Genomic DNA, 15948 nt, shown 5'->3' on the forward strand with positions numbered 1-15948 from the left:
GACCGTGCTGGCCCAGGCCCGCACCCGGCTGCCCGCCTATATGACGCCCGCACATCTGGTCGTCCTGGACCGCATGCCGCTCACCACTGTCGGCAAGCTCGACCGCAAGGCGCTGCCCCAGGTCGAGTTCACCGCCGCCACGGTGCCCTATCGGGCGCCGCGCGAGGGTGCGGAAGCGGTGCTGGCCACCGTCATCGCCGATCTGCTCGGCAGTGGCCCGATCGGCGCCGACGACGATTTCTTCGGCCGCGGCGGCAATTCGCTGCTGGCCATGCGCCTGGTCGCCCGCACCAATGCGGCGCTCGGCTGCGAGCTGAGCGTCCGCGAGGTGTTCGAGGCACCGACCGTCGCCGAGCTGGCCGTCCGTGCCACCCGGCCGGGCGCGGCCACCGTGCCGCTGGCCCCGCGCCCGCGTCCGGAGCGAATCCCGCTGTCGCTGGCGCAGACCCGCATGTGGCTGCTCAATCGCCTGGATCCGGAATCACCGGTCTACAACATCCCGTCCGCCATCAAGCTGCGCTCCGTCGACCCGCGCTTCGGCGATCTCGATGTGCCCGCCCTGCGGGACGCCTTCCTGGATGTGCTCGAGCGGCACGAGTCGCTGCGCACCCGCTTCCCGGAGGATGCCGACGGTCCGCGGCAGGTCGTGCACTCCGTCGCGGAGCTGAACCTGCCGGACCTCACCGCGCTCGACACCACCGATATGGCGGCCGCGGTCGCCGAATTCCTGGACCGCGGTTTCGATTTGCGCACCGAGGCGCCGGTGCGAGTCGCCCTGCTGCGTGCAGCAAATACGGTGCCGTTGCGCGCCGGTGATCCGGAGCTGTCGGTTCCGGAGTACACGCTGGTTGTGGTGACGCACCACATTGCCGCCGACGGTGTCTCCACCGCGCCGCTGGCTCGCGATCTGATGGTCGCCTACGCCGCTCGCTCGGCTGGCCAGGCCCCGCAGTGGGCGCCGTTGCCCGTGCAGTACGCCGACTTCACGCTCTGGCAGCACGAGGTGCTCGGCGATGCCGCCGATCCGGAATCGGTGCTGGGCAAGCAGATCGTGCACTGGCGCGATGAGCTGGCCGGGCTGGATCCGCTGCTGGAGCTGCCCGCCGATCGCCCCCGCCCGGCGGTGGCCAGCGGTCGCGGTTCCGCCTACGCCTTCGAAATCCCCGCCGACGCCACCGCCGCGATTGCGGAACTGGCCCGGCGACAGGGTGTTTCGACCTTCATGGTGGTGCACGCCGCCTATGCCGCCCTGCTCTCGCGCCTGGCGCGCACCGAGGACGTCGTCATCGGCACCCCGATCGCGGGTCGCTCCGAACAGGCCCTCGACGAGCTGGTCGGCATGTTCGTCAATACCCTGGTGCTGCGCACCCGGGTCGCGCCGGACGCCTCGTTCGCCCAGCTGCTCGGCACCGTCCGCGAGACCGATGTGCGGGCCTTCGCCAATGCGGACCTGCCGTTCGAGCGCCTGGTCGACGAGCTGAATCCGGTGCGTTCGCAGGCATACTCGCCCATCGTGCAGGCGATGCTCACCTTCGAGCACCGCGACGACGGCGTGCTTGTGCTGCCCGGACTCGAGGTCGCGGCATTTCCGATGGACAGCGTGACCGCCCAGTTCGACATCTCGCTGGCCCTGACCGAGGGTGCGGCGGACGGCGGTACCGCGCTGTACGCGGTCCTGCGCTACGCCACCGATCTCTTCGACGCCGCCACCATGCGGGAATTCGCCGACCGGTTCACGCGCATTCTGCACGCCGCGGTCGCCGATCCGGCCGTGCCCGTGGGCGAGATCGAACTGCTGGAAAACTCCGAGCGCTCGCGAATGCTGCTGGACTGGAACGAGACCCGCTACCCGGTCGCGCCCGAGCTGCTGCTCGACGGCTACCGGCGTGCGGTCGCGCAGTACCCGGATGCCGTCGCGGTCCGCTACGAGGGCGCACAGCTGACCTACGCCGAATTCGACGCACGGGTCAATCAACTGGCACGCCTGCTGATTTCGCAGGGGGTCGGCGCGGAATCCCTGGTGGGCTTGGCTATTCGCCGCTCACTCGATCTGGTCGTCGGCATGTACGCGATCGTCACCGCCGGTGGCGCGTGGGTTCCGCTGGATCCCGATCACCCGGCCGAGCGCATTGCCCACATTCTCGACACCGCGCAGCCCGCCTGCGTGCTGTCGACGACCACGGATGCGGTGACCGTCAGCGACGGCACACCGGTGCTGTTCCTGGACACGCTTGCGCTGGAGGGCTTCTCGGCCTCGCCGGTCGCCGATGCCGAGCTGCTGCGCCCGGTCCGTGCGGACAACCCCGCGTACGCGATCTTCACCTCCGGCTCGACGGGCCGCCCCAAGGGCGTGGCCGTCTCGCACGGCGCGATTCACAACCAGACCACCTGGATGCTCGCCGAGTACCCGATGGGCCCGGAGGATGTGTACTTCCAGAAGACAGCCACCACGTTCGACGTGTCGCTGTGGGGCTACTTCATGCCCCTGCGCAGTGGTTCGACCCTGGTGGTCGCCACGCACGACGGTCACCGTGACACCGACTACATCGCGGAAACCATTGCCGCCCAGGGAGTGACGGTCACCGACTTCGTGCCCTCGATGTTGACGGTGTTCGCTGCGCAGACCGCCGCCGGTACCCTGCCGACCCTGCGGGATGTGTTCGTCATCGGTGAGGCGCTGCCGCCGGAAACCGTGACCTCGGTGCTGACGCTCGGCGACAAGGTGCGGGTGCACAACCTGTACGGCCCCACCGAGGCCGCGGTCTCGATCACCTACTGGCCGTCCGAAGGCCGCGACGCCCGCACCGTCCCGATCGGCCTGCCGCAGTGGAACAGCCGGGTGTACGTGCTGGATTCGCGCCTGCGTCCGGTCCCGGCCGGGGTACCGGGCGAGCTCTACCTGGCCGGTGATCAACTGGCCCGCGGCTATGTGCGCCGACCGGATCTGACTTCGGATCGCTTCGTGGCCAACCCCTTCGAGCCCGGTGTGCGTATGTACCGCACCGGCGACCTGGTGGTGTGGCGTGCGGCCGACGGCGAGCGCTCCGAACGCCTGGAGTACATCGGCCGCACCGACTTCCAGGTGAAGCTGCGCGGTCAGCGCATCGAACTCGGCGAGATCGAAACCGCCCTCATCGCCATGGATGCCGTCACCCAGGCGGTAGTGGTGGCCCGCAGCCACGAGCGGCTGGGCGATCAGCTGGTCGCCTACCTGGTCTCCGACCAGGGCGCGAACCTGGCCCTGGATCAGGTGCGCGCGCAGCTCGCCGATGTGCTGCCGCCGTACATGGTCCCCGCCGCCTTCGTGGCGCTGGACGCCTTCCCGCTCAACTCCTCGGGCAAGCTGGATCGAAAGGCCCTGCCGGAACCGGAGTTCCAGGCCACCTCCTACCGGGCTCCCGCCACGGCGGCCGAACGAGCGGTCGCCGAGATCATCGCGGACCTGCTGGGTATCGAGCGGGTCGGCGCGGACGACGATTTCTTCGCCCTCGGCGGCAATTCGCTCATGGGCACCCGCCTGGTGGCCCGCCTCGGTGCCGCCCTGGACGCCGATATTCCGATGCGCCTGCTGTTCGAGGCGCCCACGGTCACCGCGCTGGCGGCCCGGGCCGCGCAGCGCCAGGGCGGCTCGGAGCGCCCGATCCTGGTCGCGGCCGCGCGCCCGGATCTGCTGCCGCTCTCGCCGGCGCAGCGCCGCATCTGGTTCCTGAACCGGTTCGATCCGCAGGAGACGGTCAACAACATCCCGATCGTGCTGCGGCTCACCGGCGAGGTGGATACCGCCGCCCTCAGCGCCGCCCTGCTCGATGTGGTCGACCGGCACGAGACCCTGCGCACGGTGTACCCGGAGGTGGACGGCATCGGCTACCAGCGGGTACTGCCGCGCGGCTTCATGCCTGCGGTCACCCGCTTCGCCGGCGCCGATCTCGCGGCCGAACTGGCCGCGCTGGCGGCCACACCGTTCGACGTGACCTCGGAAGCGCCGCTGCGCATCGGTGTCGGCACGCTGTCCGAGCGGGAGTATGTGCTAGCCCTGGTGGTGCACCACATTTCCGCCGACGGTTTCTCCATGGCCCCGCTGGCCGAGGACGTTGCCCTGGCCTACCTGGCGCGCACCACCGGCACCGAGCCGCAGTGGCAGCCGCTGACTGTGCAGTACGCCGATTACGCGCTCTGGCAGCAACAGCTGCTCGGCCGTGAGGACGATCCCGAATCGGTTGCGGCACAGCAGCTGAACTACTGGCGGGAAGCCCTCGGCGGGCTGCCCGCACAGCTCGAACTGCCGACCGATCGGCCCCGCCCCCCGGTCGCCTCCAATGCGGCGGGCGCGCTTGTCGTGCCGCTGGATCCGGCCCTGCGCGCCGGTATCGCGGCGGTCGCCGACCGGCACGAGGCCACCGAATTCATGGTGCTGCACGCCGCCCTCGCGGTACTGCTGGCTCGCCTTTCGGGCAGCGGCGATATCGCCATCGGCGCACCGGTCGCCGGTCGCGGTGAGGCGGCCCTCGACGCGCTGATCGGCATGTTTGTCAATACCCTGGTGTTGCGACTGCAGGTTTCGGAATCGGAGCCCTTCAGCGCCGTACTCGGCCGGGCCCGGACCACCGATCTGGCAGCCTTCGATCACGCCGAGGTGCCGTTCGAGCGCCTGGTGGAGGTGCTGGATCCGCCGCGTTCGGCGGCCCGGCACCCGCTCGTCCAGGTGGTGCTGGCCCTGCAGAACTTCGACCCGATCACCGTGCGCCTGCCCGGCATCGAGGTCGGCGGCTACGACTTCGACTACGAGAGCAGCAAATTCGATCTGCAGGTGACGGTGGCGGACGACGCCATTCGTTTCACCTACGCCACCGATCTCTTCGACGCCGCCTCCATCGAGGTACTGGCCCGCCGGCTGGAACTGGTGCTGACCACCATCACGGCCGATCCCGCCGTCATCGTCGGCGATATCGAACTGCTGAGCAGCGCGGAGCAGCAGCGGGCGTTGTACGAATGGTCCAGTGCCGGTGTGGATATCGCCGGAAACGGCACTCTCGCGGACCGCTTCGCCGCCGCCGCGCTGATCGATCCGCAGGCGGTGGCGGTACGCGCCGGTGCGGTCACCCTGACCTACGCCGAGCTGGACGTCAGGTCCAACCGTCTCGCACGCCGGCTGATCGCATCGGGTGTCGGCCCGGAATCACTGGTAGCCGTGGCCCTTCCGCGCACCGCTGATCTGGTGGTCGCGCTGCTGGCGGTGGTGAAGGCCGGTGGCGGTTATCTGCCCATCGACCCCAACTACCCGGCCGATCGCATTGCGTACGTGATCGACCACGCCCGCCCGGTGTGCGCGATCAGCAGCGCGGCGGCCGATCTGCCCGCCGACTGGTTCGACGGCCTCGTCCTGGATCTCGATACCGTGGACCTCGACGGCGATAATGCCGCACCGATCGCCGACGCGGATCGCCTGGCGCCCTTGGCCGCTGGCAATACCGCCTACGTCATCTACACCTCGGGTTCGACCGGCCGCCCCAAGGGCGTCGTGATTCCGCACCGGAATGTGGTGCGGCTCTTCGACAATTCACAGCAGCACTTCGGATTCGGCACGTCGGACGTGTGGACCATGTTCCACTCCTACGCCTTCGACTTCTCGGTGTGGGAGCTGTGGGGCGCCCTGCTCTACGGCGGCAGCGTGGTGGTGGTCGACTACTTCACCTCGCGCTCGCCCGAGCAATTCCGGGAACTGCTTGCCGCGCAGCGGGTCACGGTGCTCAGCCAGACCCCGTCGGCCTTCTATCAGCTCATCACCGCCGATGCCGAGGCCGGCGACGACCTCGCACTGCGCACTGTGATCTTCGGTGGCGAGGCGCTCGAACCGCAGCGCCTGCGGGCGTGGTTCGCCCGGCATCCGCAGACTCCGGCGCTGGTGAATATGTACGGCATCACCGAGACCACGGTGCACGTCTCGTACCGCCCGATCACCGCCGAGACCGGTTCCGCCAGCGTGATCGGCGGAGCTCTGCCCGGTTTGACGGTGCGCGTGCTGGACTCGCGGCTGCGCCCCGTTCCGGCGGGTGTGCCCGGCGAGCTCTATGTATCCGGTGGGCAGTTGGCACGCGGCTACCTGAACCGTCCCGACCTGACCGCCGTCCGCTTCGTCGCCGACCCGTACGGCCCTGCCGGATCCCTGGCCTACCGCACCGGTGACATCGCGCGCTGGACGGCTACCGGCGATCTGGAATACCTCGGCCGCGCCGACCAGCAGGTGAACCTGCACGGCTTCCGCATCGAGCTCGGCGAGATCGAAGCGGCCCTGCTGGCCGAGGCCGGTATTCGCGAGGCCGCCGTCATCGTGCGGCACGACGAGGCCCTCGACGAGGACCGCATCGTCGGCTACGTGGTCGCCACCGGCGATCTCGATCCGGCCGTGCTGCGCCAGGCCGTCTCACTGCGACTGCCCGAGTACATGATCCCGTCGGCCATTGTGGCGGTGGACCGAATTCCGCTGACCGTCAATGGCAAGCTCGATCACGCGGCGCTGCCGGCCCCGGTGTTCGAGGCCACCGCCTACCGGGCGCCCGTCACTGCCGCTGAACAGGCCGTGGCCGCGGTCTTCGCCGAGGTCCTCGGCCTCGACCGGGCCGGCCTCGACGACGATTTCTTCGCGCTCGGCGGTAATTCGCTCATCGCCACCCGGGTGCTCTCCCGTATCGGCGAGCGCCTCGGACAGCGCATTCCGGTGCGCCTGCTCTTCGAGGCCGCCACGGTGCACGCCCTGGCCGCGCGACTCGGCGGCGAGGACACGACTCCCGCACTGCCCGCACTCGTCGCCGGCCCGCGCCCGGACCGGATTCCGCTCTCCGCTCCGCAGCAGGCCATGTGGCTGATGAACCGGCTCGATCCGGATTCCGCCGCACACAATATTCCGATCGCGGTCCGCATTGTCGGTGAGATCGATTACGCCGCAATGCGACTGGCCTTTACCGATGTGGTGACCCGGCACGAGGTGCTGCGCACCGTCTATCCGGTCGATGCCGAGGGCGCCGGCCACCAGGTGATCCTGCCGCCGCACACCGCCATGCAGTTGGAGGTGGAGTCGCTCACCGGGCCGCTGGAGCGCCGGCTCGCCGAAACCGTCACGCGCGGTTTCGATGTCACCACCGAGGTCCCGGTCCGCGCGTTGCTGCTGCGCGAATCAGACACCAGCCATGTGCTCGTGATCGTGCTGCATCACATTGCCGGCGACGGTGTTTCGATGAACCCGCTGCTGCGCGATCTGGTGGCGGCCTACCTGGCGCGGGTGATCGGCACGGCGCCGCAGTGGCAGCCGCTACCGGTCCAGTACGCCGACTACACCCTGTGGCAGCAACAGGTGCTGGCCCTGCACGCCGATCGTGAAATCTCCTACTGGCGTACTGCACTCGCGGACCTGCCCGACGAACTTGCGCTGCCCCTGGATCATCCGCGTCCGGCCATCGCCTCCATGCGCGGCGGCATCGTCCGCGGCCGCTTCGGCGGCGGCATCGGTGCGGGCATCACCGCATTGGCGCAGCGGCACAACGCGACTCCGTTCATGGTGTTGCATGCGGCCCTGGCGGTGCTGCTGGGCCGGATGTCCGGTTCCGACGATGTGGCAATCGGCACCCCGGTCGCCGGGCGCGAAGCCGCGGCGCTCGACGACCTGATCGGCATGTTCGTCAATACCCTGCCGCTGCGCACCACTCCGGCTCCGAGCCGGACCTTCGCCGAATTGCTCGCGCAGACCAAGGAGGTGGACCTGGCCGCGTTCGCGCATGCCACGGTGCCCTTCGAACGTTTGGTGACCGAACTCGGCGTCGAACACGCACCGGGCCGGAATCCGCTGTTCACGGTGGCCCTCAGCTATATGGACCTGGAATCGGGCGCCCGCGCGGTCCCGGGTCTGGTGATGGAGGCCGTCGACTCCGGCGACACCATGTCGAAGTTCGATCTGCTTTTCACCATCGGTGAGAACCTCGACGCGGACGGTCATCTGGCCGTCGAGATCACCTATGCCACCGACCTTTTCGAGGAATCGACCGCCGCCGGTCTGCTGCGCCGGTTCGGCCGCGTACTGGCCACGATCACCGCGGACGCGCAGGTGTTCCTCGGCGCCATCGACTTCCTGTCCCCGCATGAGCGGGCCCAGGTGCTCAGCCGCCGCGGTCCGCGCGCACAGCCGATTCGCACGCTTCCCGAAATGCTGCGGGCCGCAGTCGAACTGAACCCGCACGGCCCGGCCCTGATCAGCCGGACCAGCACGCTCACCTACGCCGAGCTCGACGACCGATCCTCGCGACTGGCCCGCCTGCTCATCGCTCGCGGCGTGGGCTCGGAGGACTACGTGGCCGTCGCCGTGCCGCGCTCCATCGAATCGATGGTGGCGCTGTGGGCCGTAACCAAGACCGGTGCGGCCTACCTGCCCATCGACCCGAAGTACCCGGCCGCGCGCATAACGCACATGCTCGCCGACTCCGGCGCGATGATCGGGCTGACCGTCGCCGCCGAGGCGGACGGCCTTCCGGCGCAGACCGATTGGCTGGTCTTCGACGGTCCCGAGCTGGTATCCGACCTGAACGGCCGCAGCGGCGCACCGATCGAGGCCGCCGAACTGGTCCGCCCGGTGTGCGCCGCCAATGCGGCATGGATGATCTACACCTCCGGCTCCACCGGACTGCCCAAGGGTTGCGTCATTTCGCATGCGGGCATTGTGGGTGTCGGTGCGGCCAATGCCGAACGCTGCCACTCCACCTCCGGCGACCGGGTGCTGAACCGTTCGTCCCCGAGTTTCGACGCCTCGCTGCTCGAGCTGTGCATGGCGCTGCCGGTGGCGGCCGCACTGATCGTGGTGCCGGCCGATGTGTACGGCGGCGCGGAATTGAGCGATCTGATCCGCACCGAACGGGTCACGCAAGCCTTCACGACCCCGTCGGTGCTGCTGACCATGGACCCGAAGCAGGTGCCCGGGCTGAAGCACGTCACGGTCGGCGGCGAATCCTACGGCTCGGAGCTGATCGAGCGCTGGGGCGCCGGGCGGGAGCTGTACAACGTGTACGGCCCCACCGAAGCCTCCATGATCACCAATATGAGCTCGGCCATGCGGCCGGGCGAAGGCCCGGTGCTGGGCAGCTTCGTACCCGGCATGTCCGCGGCGGTGCTCGACACCTGGCTGCAGCCGGTGCCGGACGGCGTTGTCGGCGAAATGTATTTGCGCGGACCGGCTCTGGGCCGCGGCTACTACGACCGTCCGGGCCTGTCCGCGGCTCGCTTCGTGGCCGATCCCTACGGTGCGCCGGGGGAGCGGCTCTACCGCACCGGTGACCTGGTGCGCTGGGCCACCCGCAGTGTCGGCGGCATCGAATACCCGGTGCTGGAATTTGTCGGCCGGTCCGACGATCAGGTGAAGGTGCGCGGTCTGCGCATCGAGCTCGGTGAGATCGACGCGGCGCTCTCGGCCTTCGACTCCGTCGAGTTCGCCGCGACCCTCGGGCACACGGCCGCCAATGGTGATGTCTCACTGGTGTCTTACGTAACCGCGACCGCCGGTCGCACCGTCGATGTGGACGAGCTCCGCGCCTTCGCGGCCCGCTCGCTGACCGCGTTCATGGTGCCGTCGGCGATCATGGTGCTCGACGCCATCCCGCTCAGCCCGACCGGCAAGCTCGATCGAAAGGCCCTGCCGGAGCCGGTCTTCCGCGCTGCGGAGTTCCGCGCGCCGGTCACGGCCGCCGAACACGCGGTGGCCGAGGTGATCGCCGAGGTGCTCGAGATCGACCTCGCGACCGTCGGCCTGGAGGACGATTTCTTCGGCCTGGGCGGCAATTCGCTGAGTGCGGCCAAGCTTTCGGCCCGCCTCTCCGCCCGCCTGGGTGTGTCGGTCGCCATGCGCACGGTCTTCGAACAGTCGACCGTGGCCGCCCTGGCGGCCGTGCTCGGTGCGGCCGATGCGGCCGCGACCGGTCCGGTGCTGGCTCCGCGCACGATCAGCGGCCCGACGCCGCTCTCACTGGCGCAGCAGCGCATGTGGTTCCTCAACCGGCTCGACGGGGAATCCGCCGCCTACAACATTCCGATGGCCATGCGGCTCTCCGGCGAGCTGGATGTGGCCGCGCTTGCCGCCGCCCTCCGGGATGTGATCGGCCGTCACGAGGTGCTGCGCACGGTCTACCCGCTCACCGAATCCGGTCCGGCACAGGTGATCCTGCCCATCGAGCAGGCGCCGTTCCCGACCCTGGAACCGGTCGGCGTGGCAGCGGACGAGGTGCCGGCCGCCGTATCGGAATTCATCGCCCGCTCGTTCGATGTGACCACCGCCGTGCCGCTGCGCGCGACCCTGCTCGCGGTCACCGGAACGACCGATGAATTCGTGCTGGTGGTGGTCGTGCACCATATTGCCGCCGACGGTTCGTCCCTGGTTCCGCTGACCCGCGATGTGATGACCGCCTACGACGCGCGCCGCGCAGGCCGGGCGCCCGCCTGGGCGCCGCTCGCGGTGCAGTACGCGGATTACACACTCTGGCAGCGGGATCGGCTCGGCGCCGAAGACGATGCCGAGTCACTGCTTTCCCGGCAGCTGCGGTTCTGGCAGGACACCCTGGCGGAGCTGCCCGATCAACTGTCGCTGCCGACCGATCGGCCGCGCCCGGCGATCGTGTCCACCGCGGGCGGCGAGGTCGATTTCACTATCGACGCGAGCGTCCACGCCCGCGTGCAGGAGCTGGCTCTCGCATACGGCGCGACGCCGTTCATGGTCGTGCACGCCGCCTTCGCGGTACTGCTGGCCCGGCTGTCCGGCAGCGCCGACATCTCCGTCGGCACGCCCATCGCCGGTCGCGGCGAGGCCGCACTCGACGATGTCGTCGGCATGTTCGTCAATACCCTGGTGCTGCGCACCGATATTCGGGCCGGCGAGACCTTCGCCGACCTGGTGCAGCGGGTCAAGGCCGCCGACCTGGCCGCCTTCTCCCATGCCGAGGTGCCGTTCGAGCGTCTGGTGGAGGTGCTCAACCCGGTCCGCTCCACCGCCCGGCATCCGCTCTTCCAGATCGGCTTCTCTTTCCTGAACCAGGGCGGGGCCGGCCTCGAACTGGACGGATTGACCGTCAGCGCAGCCGAATTCGACAACCCCATCTCACAGTTCGACCTGCATCTGGTGGTTGCCCCCCAGCACGAGGCCGATGGCACGGCGGCCGATCTGCTCGCCACCCTCACCTATGCCACCGCGCTGTTCGAGCATTCGACGGTCGCCGACCTGGCGGATCGCTTCCGGCGCCTGCTGGAGGCGGTCGTCACAGTGCCGGGTACTCCGGTGGGCGAGGTGGAGTTGCTGGCCGCGCCCGAGCGGGAGCGCATCCTGCGGGCGTGGAACAACACCGCGCATGCGGTGGACACCACGGCGACCCTGGCCTCGTTGCTGGCCGCCGGTATTGCGCGGCAGCCCAAGGAGATCGCGATTGTCGCGGATCTGCCCGGCACCGAGGCCGGACGGGCGGAACTCACCTACGGCGAACTCGGCGAGCGGGTCAATCGCCTTGCCCGGCAGCTGATCTCGCAGGGTGTCGGCCCCGAGGACCGGGTGGTGCTGGCCCTGCGCCGGTCGATCGACCTGGTCATCGCCATGTACGCGGTCACGGTCGCCGGTGGCGCGTATGTGCCGGTGGATCCGGACCAGCCCGCCGAGCGCACCGCCTACGTGCTCGAGTCCGCCGCCCCGGTCTGCGTGCTCACCAATGCCGACGCCGGATTCGACACCGATATCGCGCCCGTGCTGCGCCTGGACGAGCTGGAGCTCTCCGGTCACTCCGCCGCACCGGTTCAGGATGCGGATCGTCGTGCGCCGCTGCATCCTTCGCATACGGCGTACGTGATCTTCACCTCCGGTTCCACCGGCCGCCCCAAGGGCGTGGCGGTGCCGCATGCGGCCATTGCCAACCAATTGCAGTGGAAGGTCGCCGAATTCGCGCTGGATGCCGCCGACGCGGTGTTGCTCAAGACGGCCGCCACCTTCGACCTGTCGGTCTGGGAATTCTGGTCGGCCGCGGTGAGCGGCGGGCGGCTCGTCATCGCGACGCCGGACGGACATCGGGACCCGGTGTACCTCAACGAGCTCATCGCCCAGGAATGGGTGACCACCCTGCACGTGGTGCCCTCCATGCTGGACGCGCTGGCCGCCAATGGCCTGCCCGACAGCCTGTGGCGCATCCTCGCCATCGGTGAGGCCCTGCCCGCCGCCGTCGCGCAGCGGGTCCGGGAACTGGCTCCGCGCACGGAACTGTTCAACCTGTACGGTCCGACCGAGGCTGCGGTGTCGATCACCTCGCACGCGGTCACCGATGCCGATCAGGGCTCTGTCTCGATCGGTGCGCCGGAGTGGAACAGCGCTGTGTTCGTGCTGGATTCACGTTTGCGGCCCGTGCCGGTGGGTGTGTCCGGTGAGCTGTATCTGGCCGGTGCGCAGTTGGCGCGTGGCTACTTCGGCCGGGCGGATTTGACCGCGGATCGTTTCGTGGCGAACCCGTTCTCCCCGGGCGAGCGCATGTACCGCACCGGTGACCTGGTGGCCTGGGCGGCCAATGGTGAACTGGAGTACCGGGGCCGTACCGACTTCCAGGTGAAGATCCGTGGTTTCCGTATCGAGCTCGGTGAGATCGAAGCGGCTTTGCTGGCCATGCCGGAGATCGCACAGGTCGCCGTCGTCGCCAAATCCGATGAGCGCACCGGGGATCGCCTGGTGGCCTACCTGGTTCCGGCCGACCTCGGCGCGAGTGTGGCAGTGCCGCAGATGAAGTCGGCGCTGTCGGCTTCGCTGCCGTCCTACATGGTGCCGTCGGCGTTCGTGGTCCTCGATGCTCTTCCGCTCAATGCGAACGGCAAGCTGGATCGAAATGCCCTGCCGCAGCCCGAGTTCGAGACCATGGCCTTCCGTGCGCCGTCCACCCCGATCGAGCAGATCGTGGCGGGCGTATTCACCGAGGTGCTCGGCACCGAACGTGTGGGCGCTGATGACGACTTCTTCGCTCTCGGTGGTAACTCGCTGTTGGCCACCCAGATCGTGGCGCGCCTCGGCGCGGCCCTCGATACCCAGGTGCCGGTGCGGGCCGTTTTCGAGGCGTCGACCGTCGCGGAACTCGCGGTGCAATCCCAGCGATACGCAGGTATAGCCGCACGTCCTGCTTTGCGCCCCGCCTCCCCGGGCTTGGCTCGCCCACGGCCGGAAGCGATTCCGCTCTCACCCGCGCAGCAGCGCATGTGGTTCCTGAACCGTTTCGACACCGAGTCGGCGGCCTACAACATCCCGGTCGCCATTCGTCTGTCCGGCGATTTGAACGCCGACGCCATGCAGGCCGCCGTGACGGATATCGTTGCCCGCCACGAGATCCTGCGCACCGTATACCCGCAGACGCCCGCCGGACCGGTCCAGGTGATCCTGCCCATCGGCGAGGCCACGCCGGAGCTGGAACGACGTGTCGTCCCGGCGGCGGATATCGAGGCTGCGGTGCTCGAGATCTTGGGCACCACCTTCGATGTGGTCGCCCAGGTGCCGTTGCGAGCTGTGCTCATCGAGGTCATCGGCGAGACGGCGGCCCCGGAATGGGTGCTGGTCATGGTGATTCACCACATCGCCGGTGACGGCACGTCGCTGGCCCCGTTCACCAGGGACCTGGTGTCCGCCTACCTGTCCCGGGTCACGGGTGCGGCCCCCACCTGGGCCCCACTGGCCGTGCAGTACGCGGATTACTCGATCTGGCAGCGCGAATTGCTGGGTGCCGAGGACAACACCGAGTCCTTGGCCGCCAAGCAGGTCGGCTTCTGGAAGCGGGAACTGGCCGATCTCCCGGATCAGCTGGAGCTGCCGTCCGATCGTCCGCGACCGGCGGTGCAGTCCCTCGCGGGTGGCACGATCGAGGTGTCCATCTCCGCCGAAACCCACCGGGCGCTGGTGGATCTCGCGCGTACGAACAATGCGACTTTGTTCATGGTGGTGCACACCGCGCTGGCCGTACTGTTGGCCCGGCTGTCGGGCACCGAGGACATTGCCATCGGTACCCCCATGGCCGGTCGTGGCGAAGCCGCCCTGGACGACCTGATCGGCATGTTCGTCAACACCCTGGTATTCCGCAGTCGGGTGGACGGCGGTGAGTCCTTCACCGATTTGCTGGCGCGTCAGCGCGAGACGGATCTGCAGGTGTTCGCCAATGCCGATGTGCCGTTCGAGCGCCTGGTCGAGGTCCTCAACCCGGTCCGCTCCACGGCGCGGCATCCGCTGTTCCAGGTCGGTCTGTCCTTCCAGAACCTGGCGCAGTCCGCTCTGGAACTGCCGGGTCTGTCGGTGGCCGGTTTCGAATTCGATTCGCAGATCTCGCAGTTCGACCTGCACTGGATCGTCGGTGACGATTACCGCGCCGACGGCACTCCGGCCGGAATCAGCGGTGTCATCACCTACGGCGCCGATCTGTTCGACGCGGCCACCGTGCAGGGGTTCGCCGACCGCTTCGACCGCCTGCTCGCCGCCGTCGCGGCCGATGCGGCCGTCCCGGTCGGGGATATCGAGCTGCTGAACGGGACCGAGCAGCATCGGATTCTCACCGACTGGAACGCGACCGCGCATGCCGTGGACACTTCGGCGACGCTGGCATCGCTCTTGGATGCGACCGTAACCGCCGATCCCGCCGCCGTGGCGCTGATCGGGCCCGACGGCGAGGAGCTGACCTACGCCGAGCTCGGAAGCCGGGTGAATCGTCTTGCGCGGCACCTGATCTCGATCGGTGTCGGTCCGGAGTCCCGGGTGGCGCTGGCGCTGCGGCGTTCGGTGGATCTGGTCGTCGCCATGTACGCGGTCACTGTCGCCGGCGGCGCGTATGTGCCGGTGGATCCCGATCAGCCCGCCGACCGCATCGACTACATCCTGGAAACCGCCGCGCCCGCCTGCGTGCTCACCACTTCCCGCGAAGGCGCCACCCCCCGTCATCCCGGCGCGCTTTTGGCCGGGATCCACGGCAGCGACATTCCGCTGCTTCGGATCGACCAGCTGGAGCTGTCGGATTACTCCGATAAGCCGGTCACCGCCGCCGAGCGGGTCCGGGAGCTGACGGCCGCCAATACGGCGTACATCATCTTCACGTCCGGTTCGACCGGACGCCCGAAGGGTGTGGCGCTGCCGCACGGCGCGGTAGTCAACCAGTTGCAGTGGAAGACAGCCGAATTCGGCCTCAGTGCTGATGATGCGGTGCTGCTGAAGACTGCTGCCACCTTCGACCTGTCGGTGTGGGAGTTCTGGTCGGCTGCCGTGTGCGGTGGCCGTTTGGTCATCGCTTCGGCCGACGGGCATCGCGATCCGGCGTACCTCAATGAGCTCATGGCTCGGGAGCAGGTCACCACGCTGCATGCGGTGCCGTCGATGCTGGATGCACTGCTCATCGAATCCGTTGGCGCGCTGACCGGTTCGCTGCGACGGGTGCTGGCGATCGGTGAGGCGTTGCCCGCGACCGTGGCGCAGCGTTTCCGGGCGGCCAACCCGGCCGCACAGCTGTTCAACCTGTACGGCCCTACCGAGGCGGCGGTGTCCATCACCAGCCATTTGGTGACGGATGCCGATCAGGGCTCGGTGTCGATCGGTGCGCCGGAGTGGAACAGCAGTGTGTTCGTGCTGGATTCGCGATTGCGGCCGGTGCCGGTCGGTGTCTCGGGTGAGTTGTACCTGGCGGGTGCGCAGTTGGCGCGTGGCTACTTCGGCCGGGCGGATCTGACCGCGGATCGGTTTGTGGCGAACCCGTTCGCCGCGGGTGAGCGCATGTACCGGACGGGTGACCTCGTTGCGTGGGCTGCCGATGGTGAGCTGGAGTACCGGGGTCGTACGGACTTCCAGGTGAAGATCCGTGGTTTCCGTATCGAGCTCGGTGAGATCGAAGCGGCTTTGCTGGCCATGCCGGAGATCGCTCAGGTCGCGGTTGTCGC

General features: G+C 68.8%; 1 protein-coding gene (only partly in view). It reads left to right on the forward strand.

Features of this window, described 5'->3' with window-relative positions:
- On the forward strand, positions 1 to 15948 hold part of the coding region annotated (locus tag JWN03_RS04630) for a non-ribosomal peptide synthase/polyketide synthase (RefSeq protein WP_297610171.1) (this coding region is incomplete at its 3' end). The annotated region extends 18257 nt beyond the left edge of the window; 15948 of 34205 annotated nt are visible.

This window comes from Nocardia sp. (assembly GCF_025465275.1).
GTDB lineage: Bacteria > Actinomycetota > Actinomycetes > Mycobacteriales > Mycobacteriaceae > Nocardia.